We start from the raw sequence: 265 nt of genomic DNA, 5'->3' as shown, positions 1-265 counted from the left end.
CGCAGGGCGGCTAGAGTCGCATCCATAATCCCATTATGCCGCAGGCGCAAACGCCCATCGCGGGGAGCCGTGTGCTCTACAATCGTGGGCATGGCGCAAGCGTCCCATCCCTATGCTCGGCTTACGCCGGAGCTCATCCTCGATGCGGTGGAGCGCCTCGGCTACCGCTGCGACGGGCGACTGCTGGCGCTCAACAGCTACGAGAATCGGGTCTATCAGATCGGCATCGAAGGGGGGCCACCGTTAGTGGCCAAGTTCTACCGTC

Annotated in this window: 1 pseudogene; it reads left to right on the top strand. The window is 63.4% G+C overall.

The features are described 5' to 3' along the window. Window positions 1-90 precede the first annotated feature (90 nt). Window positions 91-265 (top strand): annotated as a pseudogene (locus ACTFO6_RS18925) (stress response kinase A); the annotation flags it as partial.

Origin of the sequence: Pelomicrobium sp. G1, from assembly GCF_051905455.1 — a bacterium.
Taxonomy (GTDB): Bacteria; Pseudomonadota; Gammaproteobacteria; order Burkholderiales; family UBA6910; genus Pelomicrobium.
The sequence above is the reverse complement of the archived record's forward strand: the minus strand, read 5'-3'. Positions and strand labels throughout refer to the sequence as shown.